At 50.1% G+C, this 23,897-nt stretch carries 25 protein-coding genes; 10 read left to right on the top strand and 15 right to left on the bottom strand.

Annotation, left to right across the window (positions count from 1 at the left end; all coding sequences use genetic code 11):
- Window positions 1-126: 126 nt before the first annotated feature.
- The 5 genes from KNO78_RS08375 to KNO78_RS08395 are packed head-to-tail and all read left to right on the top strand — an operon-like array spanning window position 127 to window position 4,069.
- The gene (locus KNO78_RS08375; protein WP_214690522.1) at window positions 127-1,446 is read left to right on the top strand and encodes a 6-phospho-beta-glucosidase; all 1,320 of its coding nucleotides are present in this window, start codon (window positions 127-129) and stop codon (window positions 1,444-1,446) included.
- The gene (locus KNO78_RS08380; protein WP_012727188.1) at window positions 1,443-2,762 is read left to right on the top strand and encodes a PTS sugar transporter subunit IIC; all 1,320 of its coding nucleotides are present in this window, start codon (window positions 1,443-1,445) and stop codon (window positions 2,760-2,762) included. Before KNO78_RS08375 ends, KNO78_RS08380 begins: the two co-directional genes overlap by 4 nt.
- The gene (locus tag KNO78_RS08385) at window positions 2,759-3,091 is read left to right on the top strand and encodes a PTS sugar transporter subunit IIA (protein ID WP_084156011.1); all 333 of its coding nucleotides are present in this window, start codon (window positions 2,759-2,761) and stop codon (window positions 3,089-3,091) included. The genes KNO78_RS08380 and KNO78_RS08385 overlap by 4 nt, the downstream gene beginning before the upstream one ends.
- The gene (locus KNO78_RS08390) at window positions 3,088-3,381 is read left to right on the top strand and encodes a PTS sugar transporter subunit IIB (RefSeq protein WP_012727190.1); all 294 of its coding nucleotides are present in this window, start codon (window positions 3,088-3,090) and stop codon (window positions 3,379-3,381) included. Before KNO78_RS08385 ends, KNO78_RS08390 begins: the two co-directional genes overlap by 4 nt.
- Complete coding sequence (locus KNO78_RS08395; RefSeq protein ID WP_214690521.1) at window positions 3,374-4,069, top strand: carbohydrate deacetylase; 696 nt, start codon at window positions 3,374-3,376, stop codon at window positions 4,067-4,069. The genes KNO78_RS08390 and KNO78_RS08395 overlap by 8 nt, the downstream gene beginning before the upstream one ends.
- Window positions 4,070-4,102: 33 nt before the next feature.
- On the opposite strand, the gene KNO78_RS08400 is transcribed toward KNO78_RS08395, so the two are convergent.
- The gene (locus tag KNO78_RS08400; RefSeq protein ID WP_031422484.1) at window positions 4,103-4,663 is read right to left on the bottom strand and encodes an AAA family ATPase; all 561 of its coding nucleotides are present in this window, start codon (window positions 4,661-4,663) and stop codon (window positions 4,103-4,105) included.
- A gap of 134 nt (window positions 4,664-4,797) precedes the next feature.
- On the opposite strand from KNO78_RS08400, the gene KNO78_RS08405 reads away from it, so the two are divergent.
- Window positions 4,798-5,955, top strand: coding sequence for a S1 family serine peptidase (locus KNO78_RS08405; protein ID WP_214690520.1), 1,158 nt, complete (start codon window positions 4,798-4,800; stop codon window positions 5,953-5,955).
- A gap of 11 nt (window positions 5,956-5,966) precedes the next feature.
- Here KNO78_RS08405 and KNO78_RS08410 read toward each other — a convergent pair whose 3' ends face one another.
- Window positions 5,967-6,131 carry a hypothetical protein gene (locus KNO78_RS08410; RefSeq protein WP_012727200.1) on the bottom strand — a complete coding sequence of 55 codons (165 nt, stop codon included), beginning with the start codon at window positions 6,129-6,131 and terminating at the stop codon, window positions 5,967-5,969.
- A gap of 19 nt (window positions 6,132-6,150) precedes the next feature.
- Entirely contained in the window at window positions 6,151-6,375 is a 225-nt protein-coding gene (locus KNO78_RS08415; RefSeq protein ID WP_214690519.1) for a YobA family protein, read from the bottom strand.
- A gap of 119 nt (window positions 6,376-6,494) precedes the next feature.
- Between KNO78_RS08415 and KNO78_RS08420 the strand changes: the two genes are divergently transcribed.
- On the top strand, window positions 6,495-7,370 hold the full coding sequence (locus KNO78_RS08420) for a tetratricopeptide repeat protein (protein WP_214690518.1): 876 nt from the start codon (window positions 6,495-6,497) through the stop codon (window positions 7,368-7,370).
- Between the two features lie 34 nt (window positions 7,371-7,404).
- Here the strand turns inward: KNO78_RS08420 and KNO78_RS08425 are convergent, their stop codons facing one another.
- From KNO78_RS08425 to KNO78_RS08460, 8 genes are all read right to left on the bottom strand, one after another.
- Window positions 7,405-8,154 carry an SDR family NAD(P)-dependent oxidoreductase gene (locus KNO78_RS08425; protein WP_214690517.1) on the bottom strand — a complete coding sequence of 250 codons (750 nt, stop codon included), beginning with the start codon at window positions 8,152-8,154 and terminating at the stop codon, window positions 7,405-7,407.
- Between the two features lie 113 nt (window positions 8,155-8,267).
- The gene (locus tag KNO78_RS08430; protein ID WP_214690516.1) at window positions 8,268-9,965 is read right to left on the bottom strand and encodes a methyl-accepting chemotaxis protein; all 1,698 of its coding nucleotides are present in this window, start codon (window positions 9,963-9,965) and stop codon (window positions 8,268-8,270) included.
- 200 nt (window positions 9,966-10,165) lie between these two features.
- On the bottom strand, window positions 10,166-12,010 hold the full coding sequence (locus KNO78_RS08435) for a methyl-accepting chemotaxis protein (RefSeq protein ID WP_214690515.1): 1,845 nt from the start codon (window positions 12,008-12,010) through the stop codon (window positions 10,166-10,168).
- 124 nt (window positions 12,011-12,134) lie between these two features.
- The gene (locus tag KNO78_RS08440; RefSeq protein WP_214690514.1) at window positions 12,135-14,864 is read right to left on the bottom strand and encodes a hypothetical protein; all 2,730 of its coding nucleotides are present in this window, start codon (window positions 14,862-14,864) and stop codon (window positions 12,135-12,137) included.
- A 124-nt stretch (window positions 14,865-14,988) separates the two neighbouring features.
- A complete protein-coding gene (locus KNO78_RS08445; RefSeq protein ID WP_074035953.1) occupies window positions 14,989-15,201 on the bottom strand; it encodes a DUF2922 family protein in 213 nt (70 codons plus the stop codon).
- Between the two features lie 27 nt (window positions 15,202-15,228).
- Window positions 15,229-15,441, bottom strand: a complete 213-nt coding sequence (locus KNO78_RS08450; protein ID WP_159562870.1) for a hypothetical protein — start codon at window positions 15,439-15,441, stop codon at window positions 15,229-15,231.
- Between the two features lie 26 nt (window positions 15,442-15,467).
- Complete coding sequence (locus KNO78_RS08455) at window positions 15,468-15,608, bottom strand: YvrJ family protein (protein ID WP_074035951.1); 141 nt, start codon at window positions 15,606-15,608, stop codon at window positions 15,468-15,470.
- Between the two features lie 68 nt (window positions 15,609-15,676).
- Window positions 15,677-15,886, bottom strand: coding sequence for a hypothetical protein (locus tag KNO78_RS08460; protein WP_214690513.1), 210 nt, complete (start codon window positions 15,884-15,886; stop codon window positions 15,677-15,679).
- A gap of 322 nt (window positions 15,887-16,208) precedes the next feature.
- Between KNO78_RS08460 and KNO78_RS08465 the strand changes: the two genes are divergently transcribed.
- Entirely contained in the window at window positions 16,209-16,634 is a 426-nt protein-coding gene (locus KNO78_RS08465; RefSeq protein ID WP_074035947.1) for a MerR family transcriptional regulator, read from the top strand.
- A gap of 72 nt (window positions 16,635-16,706) precedes the next feature.
- On the opposite strand, the gene KNO78_RS08470 is transcribed toward KNO78_RS08465, so the two are convergent.
- The 3 genes from KNO78_RS08470 to KNO78_RS08480 are packed head-to-tail and all read right to left on the bottom strand — an operon-like array spanning window position 16,707 to window position 19,644.
- Window positions 16,707-17,051 carry a YxeA family protein gene (locus KNO78_RS08470; protein ID WP_214690512.1) on the bottom strand — a complete coding sequence of 115 codons (345 nt, stop codon included), beginning with the start codon at window positions 17,049-17,051 and terminating at the stop codon, window positions 16,707-16,709.
- Between the two features lie 12 nt (window positions 17,052-17,063).
- Entirely contained in the window at window positions 17,064-18,896 is a 1,833-nt protein-coding gene (locus tag KNO78_RS08475; RefSeq protein WP_214690511.1) for an ABC transporter permease, read from the bottom strand.
- Window positions 18,883-19,644, bottom strand: coding sequence for an ABC transporter ATP-binding protein (locus KNO78_RS08480; RefSeq protein ID WP_159562873.1), 762 nt, complete (start codon window positions 19,642-19,644; stop codon window positions 18,883-18,885). Before KNO78_RS08480 ends, KNO78_RS08475 begins: the two co-directional genes overlap by 14 nt.
- A 106-nt stretch (window positions 19,645-19,750) precedes the next feature.
- Here KNO78_RS08480 and KNO78_RS08485 point away from each other — a divergent pair, with 106 nt between their 5' ends.
- The gene (locus KNO78_RS08485; RefSeq protein ID WP_074035939.1) at window positions 19,751-20,440 is read left to right on the top strand and encodes a response regulator transcription factor; all 690 of its coding nucleotides are present in this window, start codon (window positions 19,751-19,753) and stop codon (window positions 20,438-20,440) included.
- A 12-nt stretch (window positions 20,441-20,452) separates the two neighbouring features.
- Window positions 20,453-21,826, top strand: coding sequence for a sensor histidine kinase (locus KNO78_RS08490; RefSeq protein WP_074035937.1), 1,374 nt, complete (start codon window positions 20,453-20,455; stop codon window positions 21,824-21,826).
- Between the two features lie 12 nt (window positions 21,827-21,838).
- Here KNO78_RS08490 and KNO78_RS08495 read toward each other — a convergent pair whose 3' ends face one another.
- Complete coding sequence (locus KNO78_RS08495) at window positions 21,839-23,686, bottom strand: sensor domain-containing phosphodiesterase (RefSeq protein ID WP_214690510.1); 1,848 nt, start codon at window positions 23,684-23,686, stop codon at window positions 21,839-21,841.
- Window positions 23,687-23,897 lie beyond the last annotated feature (211 nt).

A 23,897-nucleotide genomic window follows, 5' to 3' on the forward strand; every position in this document is an offset into this window, starting at 1 on the left:
AGCATACAAATGCAAATACAAAAACTTATTTGTATTATTTGTATTTTTCATATTGCCGAAAGTTGTATCATTTGTTATATTTGTTACGACAAAAAGAAATCGCTTTCAAAAGGAGGAGTTGGCACCATGGCAGTCAAGGTCGTCATCATCGGCGGTGGGTCCAGTTACACCCCGGAAATCATCGAAGGATTGATTGATCGACAGGCAACGTTCCCCGTTCGGGAGATTGTGCTCGTCGATATCGAAGAAGGGAGGGAGAAACTAGAGATTGTCGGTCGTCTCGCTCAGCGGATGATTGAAAAGGCAAACGCCGAGATCACACTCAGTTGGACGCTCGATCGAAGAGCCGCACTCGTCGGCGCAGATTTTGTATCCACACAGATTCGGGTCGGTGGACTCAAGGCACGCGCGCTCGATGAACGCATCCCGCTCAAGCACGGCTTCATCGGGCAAGAGACGAACGGCGCAGGCGGATTATTCAAAGCATTCCGTACCATCCCGGTCTTGATCGACTTGGCAAATGAAGTCGCCGAGATTTGTCCGGATGCCTGGCTCGTCAACTTCACCAATCCGGCGGGCATCGTCACCGAGGCCGTACTCAAGCACTCATCTCATAAGAAGGTCATCGGTGTATGCAACATCCCGTTCAACATGCGAAACTCGGTCGCTGAGATCCTCGAGACACCTGTCGAACGAGTCGCGATTGAATTTATCGGATTGAACCACTTCGTCTTCGGTCGTCACGTATGGGTCGACGGCGTGGACCGGACGAGTGACGTCCTCGCCTCACTCAACTCAGGCAACGACTACTCTCCGGCGAACATCGTCGGTCTCGGTTGGAGCGAATCGTTCCTATCGTCACTCAGCATGTTACCGAACCCGTATCACCAGTATTACTTCCAGACGAAAGATGTGTTGAAGAAAGATCTTGAGGCGTACGCACAAAATGGCACCCGTGCCGAAGTCGTGCAACAAGTCGAGGCGCAGTTGTTCGAGAAATACAAAGACGTCGATCTCGCCGTCAAACCGGAAGAGCTTGAAAAACGTGGAGGCGCCTACTATTCAGACGCCGCCTGCAACTTGATGGACTCGATTCACAACGACCGCGGTGACATCCAGACGGTCAACACGCTCAATAACGGCACGATTCGAGATTTACCAGACGATGCGGTCATCGAAGTGAACGCCGTCATCACGAAGTCGGGGCCTCGCCCAATCTCCATCGGCGCGTTGCCGCTACCGATCCGTGGGCTCATCACGAACTTAAAAACGTTTGAACAGCTCGCCATCCAAGCGGCTGTATCTGGCACGTACGAGGACGCCTACCTTGCCTGCCTCATGAACCCGCTCATCCAGGACGAGAAACGGATCGACCCGCTTCTTAAAGAGCTGTTCACAGCGCACGAGGCGTACCTACCCCAATTTAAGAAGGAGGTTTACTCATGAACAAGTTTATTGAAATCGCGGGACGTATCGGGTCCCAAAGGCACTTAGTCGCCATCCGTGACGGATTCGTTTCCGTCATGCCACTCATCATCGTCGGGTCGCTCGCGGTCCTCATCAACAACTTCCCAGCCATCAACATCGGTGGTCTCTCACTCGACTTCGTCGGATCGATGAACAGTATGTTCGGCGAAGGTAATTGGCAAGGGCTTGGCGGTAGCATTTGGAATGCGTCCTTCGCGATACTCGGGCTCCTGATCGCCTTCTCGATCGGGTATAACTTGGCCCGTTCATACGGGATTGACGGGCTCGCGGCGGGGATCTTGTCGCTCGCCTCGTATATCATGCTCGTACCGGTCACTGCTGACTGGGGTCTCAACTTCGCATGGCTAGGCGCACAAGGTCTCTTCGTCGCCATCATCGTATCGATTGTCGTTACAGAAATGTTCCGCTACCTCATCAATACGAAACTGACGATCAAGATGCCAGAAGGTGTACCAGGTGGGGTCACCCGTTCATTCCAAGCGCTCATCCCATCAATGATCATCTTGACGGTTGTCGCAGGATTCCAGCTCTTCATGACGCTCGTCGTCGAACTCAGTGTATTTGAAGTCATCTTTAAAGCGATCCAACAACCGCTCCAAGGATTCGGCGACTCACTCCCGGCTGCCTTGCTCATCGCCTTCTTGAACCACATCCTTTGGTTCTTCGGGCTTCACGGGACGAACATCATCGGCTCGGTCATCGAACCGGTCTATCTCCCGCTCATCGAGCAAAACTTGGCTGCCTTCCAAGCTGGAACGTCAGCGTTTGATGTACCGTACACGGTCACAAAACCGTTCTTGGATGCGTTCGTCTTCATGGGTGGATCGGGTACGACGTTCGCGCTCTTACTCGCGATCTTCATCGTCGTCCGCAAACAACGGAATCACCCGTATCACCAAGTGGCAAAACTGTCGACACCAGCCAGTCTCTTTAACATCAACGAACCGGTCATCTTCGGTCTTCCGATCGTATTGAACCCGATCATGCTCGTACCGTTCATCTTAGTGCCGGTCACGCTCACCATCGTCTCTTATGTCGCGCTCTCGACAGGCATGGTTCCGAAGACAGTCGCCATCGTCCCATGGACAACGCCACCAATCATCAGTGGCTATTTGGTCACGGGCGGTAGCGTTCGCGGCGTCTTGCTCCAAATCGTCAACTTGTCGATTGCGACAGCGATGTATATTCCATTCGTCATGGCAGGAGCGAAGGCGATGACAGCCGAAATCAATAAAAACAAAGCTGCTACTGAGGAAGGAGAAAAGATTTCGTGAAAACCGAAACCATCCAAGAACTTTCGTTTATGATTATCTTACATGCCGGAAATGCACGCTCATCTGCATTCGAGGCTATCGCTGCCGCGAAACGCGGTGAAGCGGACGAAGCGGCGGCAAAGTTGAAAGAAGCCGACGCGGCCTTCTTGGACGCACACAAGCTACAAACGGAGCTGTTACAAGAAGAAGCACGGGGGACGACGAGCGACATGAGCGTCCTCCTCGTCCACGCACAAGACCATCTTATGACGGCGATGACCGTGAAAGAGCTCGCTGTCGAAATGATTGACATGATCACCCGTTTGAATCGATTGGAGGAAACGACATGAACATCTTACTCGTCTGCTCGGCAGGAATGTCGACATCAATCTTAGTGGAAAAAATGCGGAAGGAAGCTGCCGCACGCGGACTAGACGCATCCATTGACGCGATTCCGGAGTCGCGCTTGAAAGAACAGTCGAACGTCGACGTCATCTTGATCGGACCACAAGTCCGCTACCTCGAAGGCAAAATCAAGTCGTCCGTCGACGTCCCGGTCGCGGTCATCGATAACATGGCGTATGGGATGATGAAAGGCGACCTGGTCCTCGACCAGGCACTTGGTCTCGTCAATGCTTAAAACGTTCGTCCTCGTCAACGCCGATGACTTCGGCTTGACGACGGGTGTGAACGCCGGCACACTCGACAGTCACGTGAATGGAATCGTCAATTCGGCGACGATGATCATGAACGGGTATGCCGTCGAGGAAGCGGTCCGACTCGCGAAACAACATCCGTCGCTCCGTGTCGGGGTCCATCTCGTCTTGTCTTGGGGCAAACCGCTCGCCGACACGAGTGCTCCCCTCACGAAAGAAGATGGTACGTTCCGCTACACGAGCCGCTTCATGACTGAAGACTCGCCTGACCCGGAACTCGTCTATTTGGAGTGGAAAGCCCAAATCGAGGCGTTCCTTGCGACAGGACTTTCACTCGACCATCTCGACAGCCACCATCACATTCACGGTTGGCCGGTCCTGCACGACGTCATCATTCGTCTCGCTGAAGAATACGACACGACGTTTCGGGCCTTAACGACGCTCGGGTCACGCCGAGACTTGTGGGTGACCGAACGGTTCAGTGATCAGTTCTACGCGGATGGCGTCTCCCATGCGACGCTCGATGCCATCGAACCAGGACGATCCATCGAAGTGATGGTCCATCCGGCCGACCTCGATGATCGTCTTCCGAACGTCACCTCATACCTTGTACCACGCCTCCTCGAAAAACAGGTGTTGGTCGACTATGAACGCCCCGAATGGTGGGCATAAGAAAAGCGAGTTCCCATATGGGGACTCGCTTTTTTATAGGTCAAATGCTTGTTGAATCTGTGCCGCTGTCTCTTCTGGACTTAAGTTCGTGTTATCGATCCGGAGATAATGCTCGACGTCTAATTCCCCCGGACGTGAGTTCAATCGGTACATCGTCGCCGTCTGCTTCAGTTCCGCTTCGGACCAAGCGATGTCACGTTTCGACGGTTTATGGGTGAGGCGGTTCTCCGTCGTATTGCGCGCAAGGCGTTCCTCTATCTCGGCCTCGAGCTCGACATAGTAGATGTCCGCCCCGTGTGACTCGAACAAGCCCGTCACCTTCTTCACGTAATCCCAGTCCTCCTGCATGTCAAACGCCCAGACGAACGTGAAAATCATGCCGGGTAAATCACTCTTGGCGACCGCCTCGAACAGTTCTTGACGAAAGTGTTGGACGAGTCGCTTCCCTTCCGGCGTCCCGTAATTGAAGAACGGTCCGACGAGGTCGATCGTCATATGGTTATGGAATAATTTCAGTCCGGTTTTGTCAGCGAGCGCCTGTCCGACCGTCATCTTGCCGACGGCTTGTGGACCAAATAAGATGATGAATTTCATTGGATTTCCCCCTATATCTTTTGAAGATTTTATCATGTGACTTAAAATGTGTGACCCCTCCAAAATATTTGTTTACCTCTTTCCAAATGAAGGAATAAGCATAGCATCGAACTTTATGGAAAGAAGGTGCCCCCGTGACTTGTCCCCACTGCGGAAAGAAGACACGATCGAAAACGGTCTGTCCGACGTGTGGCCGCCGCTCACGTCGCACGATTTGGTTATTTGCCACCACATTCGCTATCGCACTCATTGCCTTTGTCACCTTCATTGGAAACGCCTATTTCACGGACATGCTACGTTCGACCGACTCGCTCGCCGATCAGGTCAACTTGCCGATTAGGGAAGATACGGTCTCCGCTGACGAAGCGACACCGGTCGACTTCGCCGCCTTACAGGACAGCCTCTTCACCGTCAGTTACGGAACGGGATTTTTGGTGAGCTCACGCGATGTCGTCACCGCCGCCTCGAATGTGGCCGGGTTGACGAATATCATCATGTACCATGACGGTGAGGCCGTCTCCGGCACCGTCGTCGGTCGGACGAAGCTCATTGCTGTCATTCGAATCGAAGAGACGGAGAACACACCATACACACTCACGCAAGCAATCGCCGCAGAGGACGAGACGTTGACCACCTTGACGATGCAAGAACGCATCAACGGTACGGTCACATTCGCCGAGAACGGCTATAGTCGAAACTTTGAATTGCCACGTCATGCGTATGGCAGTCCACTTCTTTCAGCATCCGGGCGAGTCGTCGCCATCCATTTGCGTGGGATCGCCTTGCCGACCGCACTATTTGAACAAGACATCCGTACGTTCATCGCAAAAGATGCACCGGCACCGCCACCTATCGAACTCGCACCCGTTGAACCGATCAAACCGGATTTGACAGAAGAACCGGTCGTCGTTCCGGAAACGCCTTCTATTCCTGAGGCACAACCTGAAATCCCACCTGTCACTGAACCGGAGGCACCGGTCGAGGAAGAAGTCGAAGAGGAGGTTGTGGAAGAGCCCGAACCGACGACCCCTGAAGTGACGCCAGAAGAACCTGCGGAACCGCCGAGTGAACCGGAGGAACCGACGGATCCACCGGAAACGGAAGAGCCGATTGAAGAAGATCCTCCGGTGACTGAGCCGGAGGAACCGAGCGAACCGGAAGAGCCAGCGGAGCCAGAAGAACCGACGACGCTCGAACCAGACGGGGATGAGGGCTCCATCGTCGAAGACGATCCGGACACTGAAGAAAACATAAATGAAGAAGAAAACGACACAAGCACTCCATCCGAATGATGGAGTGCTTGTTATTCGTCACGTGTGAAACGTCGTTGGAGATTGCCGAGCACCGCTCCTAGTCCGAGTAGTAGAATCGACAGCGCCCAGAACGGGAGCGCGTCTTGCAATAACCAGACGACGAGGGCACTGAAGCCGACGACGGCTCCAAGCCATAGAAAGTTCCGTTGTCCCATGTCATTCACCTCGTCTTCATCATAACACATCGACCCGACGTGCCGTCGCTTGCGGTGGCAAGGAGCGTGTCAACCGTTCATCATGCTCGACTCGAACCTGTTGTCCGATGAGAAGCGGTGTCTCATCCAAAAGAGGTCTCGCTACATGAAACACGATGCCGTCAAACGGTTCTGCTTCCCGCGTCGGCGTGACGCGGATTTTCTCATCCATCACCTCTACGACATATCCAGTGAACGTCGCCATGCCGTTCCCCTCCTTTCCAGTCCTTACTTTCCATTTCCCGTTTTTGCAAAAGATGTTACTCGACTGTGACAAGAACAAGTATAATAGAGCGACACTAGTACTTGTGAGGAGGACACCCTATGACACAAACGATCGATTTACACACCTCAGAGTTCCAGCGCACGTTCCTTGAGATGATGCTCCTCGCAGAATTAACGGAAGCTTATAACGCTGAAGCCATCAATGACATGGCGACACGGGGCGAGACCGCGTTCCCGGACGACCCATTCTTCCCGGCGATGCGTGCTTATCCATATATTCGAGAAGGTGACACCGATTCGGCCAATCCGTGGCTCGAGAAAGCGAGTTCGCTCGGTGACCACTACATTCTTCATATGTTAAAAGGATTTGTCAGTGAAGACACCGGGTTCACGTTCGAGGCGGAACAACACTTTCTCCGTGGCGTCGAACGCTATCCGGACGTCCCAATCATGCATCGCGCCCTTGCCGTCCACTACTTCGACCGCAAATTCCATGGCGAGGCCGGTCTTCATATCATGAACTATGTCCGGCTTGCCGGATTTGGTCCGGACACCGTCCCGATGTTGCTCGAATTTTTCCAAGTGTATGACGACATTCCGCTCGATATGGTCGATGAACTGATGAAGACGGCGAGCGGTTACTTAACATTAAACCCGCATGATCCGCATGCCCATTCCTTATACGCGTCTATGTGTAGCCATCGTTTCGCTGCACTGACGGCCGAGTTGAAGGACGATGACCCGCTTACCGATGAGATGATTTGGATGCTCCTTGAAGTCGAGAATCACGGGATGTGGAGTGCGACCTATGACCGCAGTGAAGAGCGGATGTTCCGCCATATGTTCGCCGAATACGTCGACAACGTCATTCTTCCGAACACGTCACAGTTTTATGTATGGCGCCTTCGGTTACGTTACTTGACACGTCGCCTGACACACCGCTTCACGGGTGGCTACTCTGTACCGACATCCTAAAAAACATCACGCCAACAGGGCGTGATGTTTTTGTTTATCCGGCATACGGTTTAATCGGTCCACGCAGGCTGAACGAGTAGTCCTCCGGATCGACAATTCCGACGACTTCGTCGCCTTCAAGTAACTCCCATAGGAACTCCGCCATCTCGCGCGCCGTATGATATTTCGCGACGTTCTCACTGTAGTCGAATCCTTCCGTATCGCGAGCCCGGTCGGCGAAGCTCGTCTCCGTTGCGGCCGGTGCGAGTACTTTTGCCCGAAGTTTGGCCCCACTCTGCTTCAACTCTTGTGCGAGTCCTTCCGTATATGCACTCACGAAGAACTTCGTCGCACAATACGTGACCGAGTTCGGGACGATTCGATATCCCCCGACAGACGACACGTTCAACAGCTGTGCCCCTTCGATATCATGATAATCTCGAACGTATAGATTCGATAAGACGGTGAGCGCCTCGATATTCAAACGAATCATGTTCTCGATTTTACCGAGGTCGACGTCCTTGATGAGATCTGCATCCCCGAATCCCGCATTGTTGATCCACGTCTCGATGTCGAGGTCCGCAAGCGATTCATATAATCCGTACACGTTCTCGCTATATGATAGGTCGGTCGATTTGATGATGACGTCACTGTCCGACGAGATCGATTTGATTTCATCACGCAACGATTCGAGCTCTTCTTTTCGTCTTGCGACGAGCACGAGCGACTTTCCCTTTTCAGCGAGCAACTTCGCTGTCTCATACCCGATACCTGAACTGGCTCCTGTAATGACCGTATACTTCATATAATCCACTCCTTTTTGTCGTTTACCTTGTTGTTCATTCCCCACTTTCTTCATCGCAAATCGTTTCGATGTGAACGAAAAAGCCCTGACTCCAAGGAGACAGGGCTTTCAACTTATGTCGTGAATCGACCAATCAGTGTCTGCAGGTCACTCGTCATATTGCCGAGTGATTCGGCGACACCGTTCAATTCTTGAATCATCGCGAGTTGGGCGTCAGCCGTCTCACCGACCGTACGCATCGTGTCGGCCATCCCTTCACTGTCTTGTGACATTTGAAGAGAGGACGTCGCAACTTGTTTCGTCGTCTCCGCAATCTCATGCGAGGCGATGCGGATATGTGACGTATTATCGACTGATGTCTCGAGCTGACTGACAATCTGTTCGAATGCGCGTGTCGCTCGTTCGAGCAACAACGTGTTCGTCTCGACGCGTTTCGCACTGACGACGTGTTGGTCGAGAACAGCGTTCGACTGTGTCTGAATCGACTCGATCAACCCGGCGATCTGTGTCGCCGACTGCTTCGACTGCTCGGCAAGTTTACGCACTTCTTCTGCAACGACGGCGAACCCTTTTCCTTGCTCACCGGCACGTGCCGCTTCGATGGCCGCGTTCAATGCCAACAAGTTCGTCTGGTCGGTGATCGATTGAATGACCTCGGTGATAAGGGCGATCTCGTCAGACTGTTGCTTCAATGCCGAAATCAATTCTCCCGTCAGACGTGTCTCCCGCTCCAGTGCGAGCACCTCGTCTTTCGCCTGAGCCATCGTCGCACCACCTTCTTCGGCGAGCTTCAAACTCTGTGACACGTCATCGTCAATCGAGCCGATCGAGCCAGCGATACGACCGATGCCTTCATCGGCAGCAGCCACCGCTTGAGATGTTCCAGTCGCTTCTTTCGCCTGCGCGACCGTTTCTTCCACGACTCGGTCGATGAGACGTGTCGTTTCCTCCGTCTGTGACGCCATCTCTTCCGTACTCGCATACAGTTCTTCCGATTGTGCTGTGATTTCCTGTGCGTTTTGGGTGACGCGGTCAATGAGTTCACGCAAATTACCCTTCATGCGGTTGAAGCCGGTCATCAATTGTCCGATTTCATCTTGTGTGAGCGCCTGAAGATCCTCACGTGTCAAATCACCTTCCGCGACTACTTCTACTTCTTTCGCTAAGAATCGCAACGGGGTCGTGACCATATGACTAATGGCATATCCGGCACCAAACATCAGTATCAAACTGACAACTGCGATCACGACTGAGTACCAAAAGGCACGCTCACCTGCCTCCTGCAATTCGGCTTGCATTGCAATTAACTGTTCTTCTGTTTCGGCTTGTAGCGTCTCACCTGTCGATGAGATGGATTTTGTCACGTCCGGCATGAGACGGAATACTAATCGATCGATTGCTTCTTGATCTTTTGAGTCAATCGCAGCGATGGCTTGAGTCGCCAACTCATCATATCCTGTCGCGTATCCGAGTAACGATTCATATTCCTTTCGTTCGGTCTCATTGTCCGCGAGTTCAATCAACGATTCGATGGCGGTTTTCTTCTCTTCTCCGCCCCGGCTGATTTGTTGTTTGCGCTCATCATCCTGTAGAAGCACATACCCGCGGACACCATACGCTTGACGGACCATCCCGAGCGCCAAGTCGTCTGCCGCTTTCATCTTCATGACATCGTTTGAAATCATGTGTTCATATTGACTCGTCATCCGGTCGAGCGTCCACAGATTGTATCCCATTCCAACGATTGTCAAAATTAGAATCAAACCGATACTCATCATGATTTTTCTTGATAACGTCCATTCGTTCAACATCTTTTTCACGTACTACGAGGAGTAATCTCCTCTTCCACCTCTTTTTCTCTCTATTTTTATGTATTGCCTTTTCTTTATCGGACACAACAGCCTAATTTGTACCAACAATTTGAAATTCATTTATGTATTGACCTATCTTTTTATTTTTTTGTACTGGGCACAAAAAAAGAACCAGACATCTGCCTGGTTCTGAGTCTTGCTTATAGCTTGAATTGCGCCACGCGATTCGAGAGTTCGGTCGCCCGTTTTTCTGTTTCGCCCATCTTCGCCTGAACGTCGTTGAAACGCTCGACTGAGAGTTGAACTTTCTCTGAAATCGACTGCGTTCCGTCCGCGCCTTCTGTCACGGTCGTCGCCACTTCTTGAATGACACCAAGAATGTTGTCCGTCATATGACGAAGTTGAAGCGCGTTACCTTCGAACGTCTTCGCCGTCTCACCGAACACCGTCGCATCCTGTTCATATTGCGTTGCCGACTCTTCGAGACGGTCGTAGTCGGCCATGACTTTCGTATTGAGGAACGTCAACATATCTTCCGAACTCGTATTGAGTCGTTCGACCGAATCGATGACCGTGTTTGACACGTCACGAATCTCGTTGACCGTCTGACGTGAGTTTTCCGCTAATTTGCGGATTTCTGATGCAACGACCGCAAAGCCGCGACCTGCTTCCCCAGCACGTGCCGCTTCAATCGAAGCGTTCAAAGCGAGTAAGTTTGTCTGGTCAGCAATCGCAAGAATAGCTGTCGTCAAGACACGAATCTCTTCAACCGACTGTGCTCCTTTGATGGCTTCCGCGAGTTCGACCTGTTTCTTCTCGATAATCGACACTGCTTCTGTTTTCGAAACAACGGCTTGCTCCCGCATCTCGTGCGCTCGAGCTTCGACACGATTTGCCGTTTCGGCACTCTCATTGGATAAGTCGACGATTGAATCGATCGAACTTCCCATTTCTGTCGTCGAGGCACTCATTTCTTGCGAAGAGGCTGCCGTTTCTTCCATACCAGCCGTCAATTCTTCGACCGTTCCAGACGTCTCTTCCATATAGTGACTGAGTCGCGTCACTTCAGCAGATACGTCTTTTGAAGACGAGAGAACGACTTTCGCTGTCTCGTCGACATCAATCATGATCTCACGTAGTGTCGCGAGGAATGTGTTGAATGAACGACTGACTTGTGCAATCTCATCATTCGACGTGACCGGAATCGTCATCGTCAAATCGCCACCTTGTGTCGCGAGTTCATCAAAGCGCGTCTGAAGTGTGCGCATCGGTCGGATAATCGAGCGCAACAGGCTGAGCCCGAGGAATAAGAGAATCGCTACAGCCCCGATGGTCACGGCAATCAATGCCATAAGAGACTGCATGAATTCACTTTCCATGTTCTGTCCGACACGTTGTGAGCCTTCCGAGTTGTAGTCGACAAGGTCCGCTAGTTTTTGTGTGAAGTTGTCATATGTAGACTTGGACTGCGCATCATAGTATGAGCGCGCCATCCCTGTGTTACCGGTCGAGCTGAACGTCAACATGTTGTCCGAGACGCGTTGATACATCTCCCATTGACGCGAGAAATTCTGGAATAGTTCTTTGTCTTCCGCACCTGAAGCCGTTTTTTCATACTTTGGTGCAATCGTATTGATTTCTTCACGAATCTCTTTCATCCGTGTCATGAGCTCTTCTTTTTTGGTCGCATCCTCTGTCACGATGTGATCGAGTTCGAGCGTTCGATAGTTTGCGGCGAGTGTGTTGAGTTCATGAGCATAATCGAGCCCTTTGTTCCAGTTATTGACGATATCATCCGCTTGACGATTCGCGTCACTCATTGAAAACAGTGCGTAACCACCGACGCCAAAGACCATGACGAGCGATATGATGACGAGCCCCCATAATTTTTGACGAATCGTCAAATTCTTTCCAACGTTCGCTCCGAAAGATGTCGTGCGTTCACGCTTCTCTCCGCGCTTCCATTTGAGTGTCGGTTTCCACGTCCATGTCGGTTTTCGTTTGATCCGGCTCAGTGCCTTAGACCATGTTGATTTCCATGCCATCTATGTATTCCCCTCTCAATCATGCAGTGTTTTCTATACTATCGACAATTTTCAGAAAATAATGAAGAGGATTGACCAAACTTAAAAAAGGTGACTCAAACTGCAAGAGTCACCTTCTGACTATTCAATACACAGATTTCGTTGTTTGATTCGTTCGATTCGCAGGCGTCACGACTTTGAATGTCAGTTTCGACCCACGTCGCTGCGTTCCGATATAGACGTTGGTCGTCGTCGAGCCGATGGACTTTTTGGCGACTAACTTACTGCCGTTGTAGACATATAGCGTGCCATACGGGACGTTCGTTCGCACCGCTACTGATTTTGTCGTCGAACGGATGGTCCCTGTGCTGATTGTCGGACGAATCCCCGACTTAACCACAACTGATTTCGCGTCACGATGAATACCCGACTTCGCCTCGAAATAGAGTTTCGTTCCAGCACGAGGACGGCTGAACGTGAGCGTGTAGGACCCATTTGCATTCGATTTTGTTGTCGCGATGACTTTCGAGCCATTCTTTAACGTCACGGTCGCGTTCGGTAGTGTCTTCCCGACCCGTTTCGTCTGTTCGTCCGTCAACGTCACCGATGGGATTGTCGCACTTGGTAGCCTATACGTTAGCGTCTTTCGTTTCGATCCGTATGAAGATTCGATGATGACTGTTGTTCCCGGTTTTGCCGAAATATGATATCGATTCGTCCCGACAACGCGAGTATAGAGTACGACTCCGTTTGAGATGAAATTGATATCCGTATTTGGATCGTGTGCCAACGTGAACGTCGCGGATGAAGACGTGAGGAGAACATCTTTCACCGTCAATACTTTTGGTGTGTCACTCGTCACTTTTTTCTCTAGCGTTTGGGTAAGTTCTGGACGAAAACTCGCAACAAGTTTAATTGTCTGGCCTTCGCGTAGCGGTTCTTTCAAGTTGATGACGTTGAGACCTTTCGTCAGGCGTTTCGCCGATTCGGATCTACCGTTACGAGAAACAGCGAGAACCGGGTCTAACTTGTCGTTAAATACGGTAATCGTCGTGTCACCTGTTTTTGGTGGTTTTGTCCACGTAAAAGATGGCATCGGATAGTCTTTCGTAACGTAGACCATCTCGTAAGGACGTTCTTGTCCAAGGACACGGAAAAAGATCCGGTATGACCAGGGTTGGTCAGAACTGTATGTCGTCAATTGCGCCACACCGTGTTCATCCGCCTGAACTTCTTTCACTTCAAATGCTGTTTTCGAATTTAATTGTCTTACTTCCACTTTTGCGTGAGGTTCTGTCTGGATAGAGACCCCTTCCATTCGAGTGTCTGTCAGAACTTTTGTTGGATTGTTGATTACCGGCTGTCCAAGCATAAATCTCTTTTTGACAGACGCTTCTGTTGCTTGACGGTAATCCCATGCATCAGAAACATATAGCTCGATTGTTTGATTTCCTTCGATGATTCCATTCGAGAGCTTGAAGCGACCAGTCTCGTCTGCTTGAACGGGACTCGAACACGTAGCAAACGATGCTTTTTCACACGAAAGATATACGGTCGCATTCGGTGCCGTCATTCCGCTAATCTCCCCGACTGCTCCGTATTCGAACGAGGTGTCGACTTGAAGCGGAAGTTGTTTGACTGGTTTGAACGACTTCCAATGGTCCAGCATGGCAAAGCTGACCTTAGCGGAGAACGATTGATCAAATGATGGAATCGTATAGCCTTCCGCGAACGATTGTGCCGACTCGACTTGTGTCACATCCGTCGGCAATTCAGCAACAGGCACCTTATGCTCGATCCCATCAACGGTTGTGATGGTCGCCATGAGTTGATATGCATGATTCAGCCACGTATGCCCCTCCTCCGAGTTGCCAGTAGCTTTCAACCACGTGTACATTTCTTTCGGTTTTTGCCCGAAACGTTCGATTGACAACAACCACTGGTCGTCTTGCACGAAATACCCATTCTCGATTAAATCGAACTCGCTATTCGTGTTGCGCGTGCGCAAGCTCGTCTCCGTGATGCGACCTTCCGCCAAATCAATCGTGACCATCGAATCATCAAACGTCACACCATAGTAAATCCCATCGTGATAGACCAATGACGTGAGATCGTAGTGGACCTGCCCGTTCAAATTGAGCGTTTGAATCGTTCGGGTTGCGAAATCGTAGACGTATAAATGATTGGATCCTTTCATAAAGAGTCGATCGGTCTTCGACTCAAAATCGATGGACAACGATTCATTCGGATACGTCGTTTTTCCTAATTCTTCTCCCGTGTCGAGTGAGAAGTGTGTGATCGACTTGTCGGACGTGTTGAATGCAATCAATTCATCAAGATTCGTCCCTAATATCAGACTTTGTCCCGAAATGAGCGGGTAAGTCCTTTTGACCGTTCCTTTCATATCCGTCAACGCCCACTCGCCTTTGTACGAATCACGCCAGAGCATCACGTCTCGACTGGCATCATACGATACGAGGTACGCCCGATATGGTGATTCCAAGGAGTCGATTCGAGACGTCGTTCCGTCTCGTTGGATACGGATGAGAGGTTGGTCATATTGCGGAACGGCAATCCATTCCTGTCTGTCTAAACTCGCAATCCACGAGCGAACACCTCCGTAGCTCCCCTCGTCACCAGATGAATGCGTCGTTAAGTCCCCGGGATAGTCAATGATAACGGTGGACTGATTATTCGGGTCATGCAGGCGCGTCTTCCCGTTCAGATAGTCTAGATAAAATGGTGACTGCGGGATGACTTTAATTGATTGTTCAAGTTTCGTCCCGGTTTCGATGACAGAAGCAGCCAACGCCTCCTGCTTTGGCAACATAAGCAACATCATCATCAGCATGATGGCATATAGATATCGTTTCAACTTTTTACAAACCCTTCCTTATTTTATTTATTTTTTGCTTCTTTTAATATAATTGTTAATTATGATTTTTGAAAGATAATTATGTAAATAAAAAGAAGCATCGCCATGGCGATGCTTCTTGACCTTACTTTTCACTCAATACGGTCTGCGTACCTTCAATCATCTTGATTTCGGTCCACTCCATCACGTTCTTTGCGAGCGGATCGTTGGCGACCATGAAGTCAGCAAGCGCTTCTACTTTTTGGGCTTCGACCGGTTGTTTCACGTTGTTCAAGCGGAAGCGTACGACCTTGTGGAATGCATCTAAAAATGAGATTTCAAGTTTTGTGTCAGTCATGGGTTATTCTCCTCCTTAAGATGTGGGTTAGACTAAATCGTATTCACGGACGATGCCGAGGTCTGCTCCCTCTTGAATGACGAGATCAATCAAGAGACGACCGAACGCATCAATCGTATCTGCCGTCAGGTCGGCACGAATCGGACCGAACCGTTGTGCTTTTTTTGTCGGTTTCGCTGTTTGTACGTCATGATGCGTCGTCAAAACGAACGTTGCTTTCTTCTCTGTTAAGACAGCCATGGGGGATGGCTCCTTTCAATAGGGGATTAGGTTTCTGATGCGGTCGAGGTATCCATTCGTTCGAGCAGCTGGATCATACGATCGAGCTTCGTCTCAATCCGATGAAGCAAATAGAGTGAGACAACGATAGGGAACCCCAAATTTGAGATGAGTTCGGGCCAACTCATGTGACCACCTGCTCATCGTGCCGAGGATTGGCAGCGGGACGAGTGAGGTTTTTCATAAGTCCTCCCTGTTAATACACTAGAAATTCTTGGGCCACGACGTAGTTGGCGAATTCCACATCAATCAGTGCCTTGATCAAGTCACCAAACTGTTTCATCCGTGCCTCATCCATCCGACTTCCAAGCGGTCCATAGCGGACGAGTTGCTTTTTCTCTTTGCCGTCGAGTTGTCGCCGGGTGTCCAAATAAAGCATCGTCGCCGTTTCTCGATATGCTGCCATCTGTCTCACCTCCTTTGTCCTTATTAACCGCTTACAAAGTCGAAGTGCTCATTCTATTTTTCTATAACAATAAGTGACGATAGTCCTAAACTATCTGAATATTTATTCATTTTTCAATTTCTGTCTACTTTTCTTGAGTTTTCATATTAAGTAGGGTATCTTAATCTTCGGCAGACAGCATTCAAAAATACGTCAAAAGTACCATGATTTATTCCCCACATTTGAAAAAACTGTAAGTTAAATTCTTGTAAATGGGGTACGATACGTAGGAGGGCATTTTTTTGAATTTCACTAGTCAGTCTTGAAGAAGGAGACATACACGATGAACAGCCTAGACCTCGCAAGCTTTGCCTCAATTCCTTCCGCTCAACACGACTTCGACCAAGCCGACCTGACGTTTTCAGCGACCGAATGGGATACATACCGACCGGAACAGGGAAAACTAATTTCGTATAAAGAGCAGCATCTAATGGTCTATCCGCTCAAAGAATTGAGTCGCGCCTTTAGCGTGGCCGGCATCCCACGCAGCCAACAGCAATTGATCAAATGGGAAACAGATGGCGTCTTGCCACCGACCCCATTTACGTTCGGCCGGAAGCGATTCTATACGGAAAATCAGATTCGTACCATTGTCGACATCGCACTGGAATGCGGATTGCGTCCACGAACACATGTGAAGAAAACAAACTTCTCTGAATTGGCGCATCATGAACTAACGTACATACTCAAACTTGAACTTCATGCCTAGGAAACTCCTCTCGTCTGAGTAGGCAAAAAAAAAAATCATTCGTCATGATGTTCGTGACGAATGATTTTTTTGTTACAACTTCTCAATGACTGGACGAGGAAGCTCTTCCCGTTTCACTTCGTCGTACGAGGTCACGGTATCTTCATCTTTGACATAAAGACGTAAGAACGCCCCCTCCCGAAGTTCTTTCCCGGCGGTAAAGGTGACTTCTTTCTGGTCACCTTCCTCCGTGAATGCGGATTGTGTATAAATGTAACGCTTCATCACATCGCCGTTCTCGAGCGTCGTCTCCTCCACATCCATCGCCCCTCCGATTTCAACGAAAAGGGTGTCCTTCCCAATTCGATTCCAATCCACCTGAGTGACTCCGACCACTATTAAAATCGAAACAATTGCAATTCCAATCCATTTTTTCATATTTTTCTCTCCTTATCGAATCGCCGTCATGAAGCGGCGAACTGTGATGCCATAATAGACCGCATAAATGGTCGTATAGACGCCCATCCACACGAGAACCGGTATCGTGAAATTCATGCTCAACAAGTTTGAAAACGCGATGAGCGCCACGGTCGCATGAAGAATCCCGAGCGCGTACGGGGCGAGAAATACGACGATGATCTGTTGGCGCACCGTCCGGCGCACGTCCCGATCGGATATCCCGATTTTCTGTAATATCGCATACTTCGCCCGGTCATCCTCTGCCTCCGTCATCGTCTTGAAGTAAATGACGCTACCTGTTGCAACGAGAAAGACGAGCCCAAGGAATGTCCCGACAAAGAGGAGCGCCCCGTTCATTGCCATCGTCTCGGCGTACACGTCCGGTGCACTCGAGAACGATTCAAGCCCGAGTCCCGCTAGACGCTCAGACTGTTCGCGCTGATCTTTGAACGACTCCGTGAGGGCAACGTGATACGTCTCGCTCGGCTCCGTCATCGTTTTGAACATGTCGTCGGCGACGACGAGGAACGATCCGCCGAACGTCATCACGTTGAGCGGTGATTCTTCAAGACGCGTCGACACGTCAACCGTCTGTCCTGACAGTTCGACCGATTCAAGATTCTCCGAGTAACGTTCGTCATAGAACGGGTCGACCCATACGACCTCATCCTGTCTGAACAGTGCCGGCTCTGCCACGCCGAGACCTTGCAGAAGATGGCGATATGTCGATTCATCGATGACCGCGAGCTCACGCTCTCCGTATTGCGCTTCCGTCCGAATCGTCTTTTGTTCGACACTTGATTCGAACGTCGCTCCGTTCACCTCGACCGCATCCCCTTTCCAGGCATACGTGTATGGTGTATAAGAGGCGACATTCTCTTCCGCGTAGTAGTAGACGCTAAAGATGGCACCTCCTGCCGTGATTGCTGTCGCGCTGATGATGCTGATCAACGTGAGCGTCTTCGCGTTCCCGCGAATGCGATAGAGGAGCTGTGATGTCGTCAACAAATTGAGTCGTTTCCACGACCAGCGCTCGTTCCCTTTCAACCATGTCAATGCGAAAATCAAGACACTGTGAAAGAGAAGCGCAGACCCGATGACACTCAATCCGATAATGAGAAGCGGCATCGCGAGTCCGAGCATTCGCCATAGCGATGACGTCATCAAATCTTGGAGCGCGAGCCAGTACGCCGCTCCAATTGTGAGCACACCTGTGAGTGCGACCCATCCTTTCGCCGTCGGAACTCCTTCCCCACTCTTATCCGCATGGAACAAGTCAATCAACTTGAAGCGATAGATGACGCGGTACCCTTGGAATGATGTGAAAAGGAAAATAGCAAGAAAGACAAGGAACGTCTCGATGAATGCCGACGCAGAGAAAGCGAATCCGATGTTCAAGTCACTGTCCATCAATCGCATCAACAGTTGCAAAAGCGCATTCGACCCGAACAGGCCGAGCACGATTCCAACGACCAAGGACACCGCTCCAATGACAATATTCTCAAACAAGAGCAAGAGTCCAATCTGTTTCTTTCGGACCCCGAGTAATGAGTAGAGCCCGACCTCTCGCTTACGTCCTCTCAAAAAGAAGGCGTTCGAGTAGGCGATAAACAAAGCGACGAACAACATGAGGATGAACGTCGACGTGCTCATCAACCCGCTGATCTTTTGCGATGTTTCCGCAAGCGCACTGATTTCATGACTGTGCTTGAGTGTCGCGAACGTGAAGTAGATGACGATGGAAAAGATGGTCGTCCCGACATAGAGTGCGTATCGCGACAGATTCCGTACGACGTTTTTCTTAGCGAGCTCAAATAGCGTCATCGACCGCACCGCCTTTCGCGAGCTCCTCGAGGATTGATTGGTAGAATGCGTCTCGTGAGGCGTTGCCGCGAATGAGCTCTTTCTTCAACTGTCCGTCTTGAATATAGAGGACTCGGCGGCAAAAACTTGCGGCGAAGGCGTCATGCGTCACCATCATGATGGTCGTCTCCGCTTCATTCAACCGAGCGAGGGTATCTAAGAGATCGGTCGCCGACTTCGAGTCGAGCGCACCAGTCGGCTCATCGGCAAAGATGAGTTTCGGGTCCGAGATGAGCGCCCGACAAACAGCCGTCCGTTGTTTCTGTCCGCCTGAGATTTGATACGGGTACTGCTCGAGGATCCCTTCGAGTCCGAATCGTTTCGCTAACCGTTCGACCTTTGCACGTGTCTCATGAACCGGCGTCTTCGAGACGGCGAGCGGGAGCAACATGTTTTCCCGGACCGTCAATGAATCGAGCAAGTTATAGTCCTGAAAGATGAATCCAAGATGGTCACGTCGGAAATCGGCAAGAGCCTCCTCATTCATCGCCGCAATGTCATCGCCTTCGACTAAAATCTCACCCGACGTCGGTGTATCGATTGTCGCGAGGACGTTGAGCAACGTCGATTTCCCAGCCCCGGACGGCCCCATGATTCCAACGAACTCGCCATGTTCAATGGTGAAGGAGACGTCATCGAGCGCTCGAAACGTCGCGTCCCCTTTCCCGTATGTCTTTTGAATCGCTTTTACTTGTAATAATGTTTCCATGTTCAGCACCTCTTTCTGTCCCTTACATTACGCCCTCTGTCTTAACTCCAACTCACGCGTACCTTACAAAATCCTTACGTGATATGCTTAGAAAGAGGTGATGACGATGGAACAGCCACGGATTCTCATCGTGGATGATGAACAAGATTTATGTATATTGATTCAACGCGCGCTTGAAAAAGAAGGATTTCATGAGATTCGGACCGCTCACACATTGAAAGACGGATTTGATGTCTTCGAGACGTTCCGCCCTCACTTGGCGATCTTAGACGTTATGTTACCGGACGGTGAAGGCTATCAGCTCTGCCAACAGATGCGAGCGCAGTCCAACATCCCGATCCTCTTTCTCTCTGCCAAATCGGAAGAGGTCGATAAACTGCTCGGTCTCGCCATCGGTGGAGATGACTACATCACGAAGCCGTTCAGTCCAAAAGAAGTGGCATTCCGTGTAAAGGCTCAGCTCCGACGGGTTTCAATGATGGAAGCACCAATGCCTGAGACGACGACCGTCGGCCCCTTTCAAATGAATGAAGACGAGACAGAAGTGTATGTGAACGGGGAACGATTGGAGTTGACGGCTAAAGAAGTCGGTCTTCTCGCCTGCTTTTTACGCAACCCGAACCGGATTCTCAGCAAGGAGACGCTCTTCACGCAAGTGTGGGGTGAGTCATTCTTCGGATCCGACAACACGGTCATGGTACACATCCGACGTCTCCGTGAAAAAGTCGAACCGAATCCATCTGATCCGACATATATCAAGACGGTCAAGGGACTTGGCTATCGGCTGACGGTATAAGGAGCGATCATGATGAAATGGAAACTGACCGGTCGCTATTTGTTGTCGATTCTCCTTATTGTCGCGCTCGTCGTCTTCTTGAACATTACAATCTTATTCGGCCTCCTTATCAATGATCGAACGGGACTTGATGATGTCGAGAGCAACGCCGGGGAGACCTTCACCCGAAACTTCAGCACCTATGTATCGCTTGAGGACGGTGAACCCGTTGTGTCAGAAGCCGGGCGGGAAGCTCTTCGCCAAACGGGTGCATTCGTCCGCTTTTTAGATGAGACGGGACGTGTCGTCAGCGAGGTCGATGCCCCGAGTGGATTACCAGACGCCTATTCTCCAATCGAATTGATTCAAATGTATAAATATATGGATGATGACCTCCGACTCTACTTCATCGGGGAGTATGAATCGTACAGTTATCTCATCGGTGTGCCGGAGGCAAATGAGCGTCGGGTGCTCTTTATGTTAGACGAACAGGCAGTCCTTTCGTATATCACGAAGGCGTTCTTCTGGATTCTAGTTGTCGATTTACTTGTCGCCGCCTTGATCGGTTTATTGTTCAGTTCACGATTGACGCGCCCTGTATATCGCTTGACCGAACGGATTCAACAGCTGAAGCAACGTGATTTTTCGACTACCGAACCGAAGCAGTCAGGGATTTACCGTCCTGTTTTCTATGATTTGAATGCCGTCTCACAGACACTTAAAACGTATGAACGTCAGCGCGAAGAACTCGAAGAACGTCGAAAAGAGTGGATGAGCAACGTATCGCACGACCTGAAGACCCCGCTCGCCTCCATCCAAGGCTACGCCGAACTACTTGATGATGATTCGTTAGATGACACCGAGCACAGACAATACGTACATGTGATTGAACGACAGGCTAAGTATATGAAGGAACTGCTCGACGATTTCAATTTGACGATGCGTCTGCAACACGGCGATTTCCCACTTACGCTCGAAGAGACAAACCTCGAGCCGTTCGTTCGTGAGCTCGTCATCGACGTGTTGAACGATTCTCGCTTTGGGGAGCGTCACATCGAGTTTGAGGCTACTCAAGCAGCGACCGTCTCGCTCGATCGTCACTTTATGAAGCGAGCCTTGCTCAACTTCTTGTATAATGCTCTTCTCCATAATGACGATTCGGTGCACGTGACGGTCCACATCGAGGGTGACGTCGTGACGATTGGAGATGATGGAAATGGGATTGCAGAATCCGAATTGCCCTATATCTTTGAACGCTATTACCGAGGCACGAATACAGACGACGCACGCGGGAGTGGTCTCGGCATGGCCATCTCACGGGACATCATCGAAGCCCACGGCGGGAAAATAGAAGTCGACAGTGCACCGGGACACGGCACCACAATTCGAATCACATTCATGACATAGCAAAAGGGACGCTCAGGCGTCCCTTTTCTGTGTCGTATAGTCAACAATCCATTCTTCAAGTTCTTCAAGCGGTAACGGTCTAGAGAAATAATATCCTTGCATCTCGTCACAGCCGAGTTCGCGTAACGCGTTCCACTGCTCAGGCGTCTCGACGCCTTCGCACACCGTCTTCAAGTTCAAGCCACGTGCCAGATCGACAATCGATTCGACGATGACGTTGCCGGTCGGGTCATTCTCAGTCACTTGAATGAACTGGCGATCGATTTTGATCTCATGAATCGGATAGTGCTTCAAGTAGACGAACGCCGAGAACCCTGTCCCGAAGTCGTCAATCGAGATGGAAAAACCTTCTTCTCGGAATGCAACAAAACGATCGATGACGTGCTTCTGGTTCTCCATCCCGACGCTTTCCGTGATTTCTAAGGTCAAATAACTCGTACTGACCCCTTCTTCCCGTGCGATTTGGGCAAACTTTTCGACGACCCCTTCGGATAAGAAGTGACGCGCCGATAAATTGAGGGCGAGTTCATACCGGTCTCCCCGTTCATGCCAACGTTTGAGTTGGCGACAAGCCGTCACGAACGCCCATTCCTCTAAGTCGATGATGACACCCGTTGATTCGGCAAGCGGAATGAAGTCGAGCGGCGGCACGAGACCTCGCTCTGGGTGATTCCAGCGCATCAACCCTTCAAACCCTTTCAGTTTACCTGAGGAAGCATTCACTTTCGGTTGGAAATACAGTTCAAACTGACCTGATATCACACCAGTACGTAAATTCATCTCTAACAAAAGTCTCTCAGATGCTTCTTGCGCCATGGCCTCTTCAAAAAACTTGATGACCCCACGTTTCTCATCTGATTGACCTGCAACGACACGTGTTGTATGAATCATATCCAAAGTAGATCGACTTTCATGTTCAATGGAGATGAATGCGCTCGTCGTCAGTACAACGTCTAATTCATTGACTCGATATGGCGCACGCGTCACTTGCTCGCATAAATGTTCTGCAAACGAACGTATTTTCCTCCGCTCCCCGTAAGGTACCCAAATGACAAATCCCGATTGCGAGGTACGTGCCATCCTAGATTCGTCGATTACTGCTCGTAGTCGTTTCGCCATTTCTTTCACGATCAAATTCGATGTTTCGGTTCCAATCGCATCCTCAATAGACCGAAAATCGTCTGCTCGAATATATAAAACAGCTCCTAAAAACCCTCTCGCTTGTTGACGTAATTGATCGACTTCCTCGACAAATGCATATTTGTTCATCAAACCTGTCAGTTCGTCCGTGTAGGCTAACTGATGAATCCGTTCATCCACAAGCTGCCGGTCAAGCCGGAAGTACAGGATGGCAATAAAATCCGCAAGTGTACTCACAATCAATTCCTCAAGATAGTTCCACTCCCGAGGCAGAAACGTCTCGCAACAAATCACACCTGTGGCACGATTGTTTGCATAAATCGGAGCGTCTAGCATGGAGTACACACGCTTTCCTTCTACAAAGTACTCTTTGTACAAGTCCTTCACCCATGGATGACTGCGAACATCCTCAAACGAAAGGATTCGCTCTGTTTGAAGCGCATCAAAATAGTCAGGCGCGAGTTCACGATGGACCGTCAACTTCGGATGATGTGTCCCTGATTCGTGAGAATAAGCGACTTGACATGAAATAGATCGATGCGATGTATCAAAATGCCAGATCGAGACTGTATCGACTGCCAACATATCGGCGACAATCTCACACATATACAGAATTGCCTCCTGCACCGTTTCTTCCGTTACAATCGGCATCCGTACGAGCGCGAACAGTTTCTCTTGATGCTTACGATATACTCGGTTTGAAAAGTTGTTCTCGATCATCAGTCTGCTACCTCACCCATTTAAATTTGACCTAATGATAGCATGAATCATCCGATACAGCGTTTTCCAAAATTCAACAGAGAGTCAATGCTTGCTTCGTTTTTATATAAACAAAATTTGAATTTATTCCCATTTATAAATTATTGACCTCCTTTTTAAGAAAGTGGTGTGAATTGACCCTTTGTCCCATTGATTGTCCTTTTCCTCTCAC

The sequence above is a fragment of the Exiguobacterium sp. s132 genome, assembly GCF_018617235.1.
Taxonomy (GTDB): Bacteria; Bacillota; Bacilli; order Exiguobacteriales; family Exiguobacteriaceae; genus Exiguobacterium; species Exiguobacterium profundum.